At 60.1% G+C, this 574-nt stretch carries 1 protein-coding gene; it reads right to left on the bottom strand.

Annotated elements, in window-relative coordinates:
- Nucleotides 1-84: 84 nt before the first annotated feature.
- Nucleotides 85-574, bottom strand: a 490-nt coding sequence (locus CSC66_RS17295) for a DUF1329 domain-containing protein (protein ID WP_162378643.1), incomplete at its 5' end; no start/stop codon positions are given.

Here is a 574-nt window from a genome sequence, read left to right as displayed (position 1 = left end):
TAGCAGAGGGCTAGCAGGCGAAGACACGCGGGTCAGTTAATTCAGCGATGTCGGACAGGGAGGACCACGCTGATCTGGGGTCCTCTAATGGTCTTTTTTTTTTTTTGCCGAGAACACGATCGCTTCGGGGATCAGCTCCATCCACGTGTCGTAGAAGGTCTTGCCCTTCGGTCCGCCGTGAACCGTCTGATCCCAGGTCGGGTGCTTGCCGCCCGGCCAGTTGTAGTAACCCGAGATCGCACCCAGCATCGGGCCACGCTTGACGATCTTGTAGTTACCCCAGGTCAGGATCGGGTCGCCAGCAGCCCAGGCATCCGACAGGAAGAACGTGACGCCCGGGACCAGCGGCTCGAAGCGCTGGTTCGTCGGGAACTGACGAACGCGCTTGAACGCCGGGAAGTATCCGTACAGATCCGGGAACTTGCGCTGATCGTAGTACCACACCGACAGGAACGACGAACCCTTCGTGTCGTTCGGCGCGGTGAAGAACACCGACTGCAGACGCAGCTTGTCGCTCATGCCCTGGAACACCGTGCCGTCGTTGCGCACCGTCGTGTTCAGTTCGCACCAGACC

This window comes from Pseudoxanthomonas kaohsiungensis (genome assembly GCF_010211765.1).
Classification (GTDB): domain Bacteria; phylum Pseudomonadota; class Gammaproteobacteria; order Xanthomonadales; family Xanthomonadaceae; genus Pseudoxanthomonas; species Pseudoxanthomonas kaohsiungensis.
The sequence above is the reverse complement of the archived record's forward strand: the minus strand, read 5'-3'. Positions and strand labels throughout refer to the sequence as shown.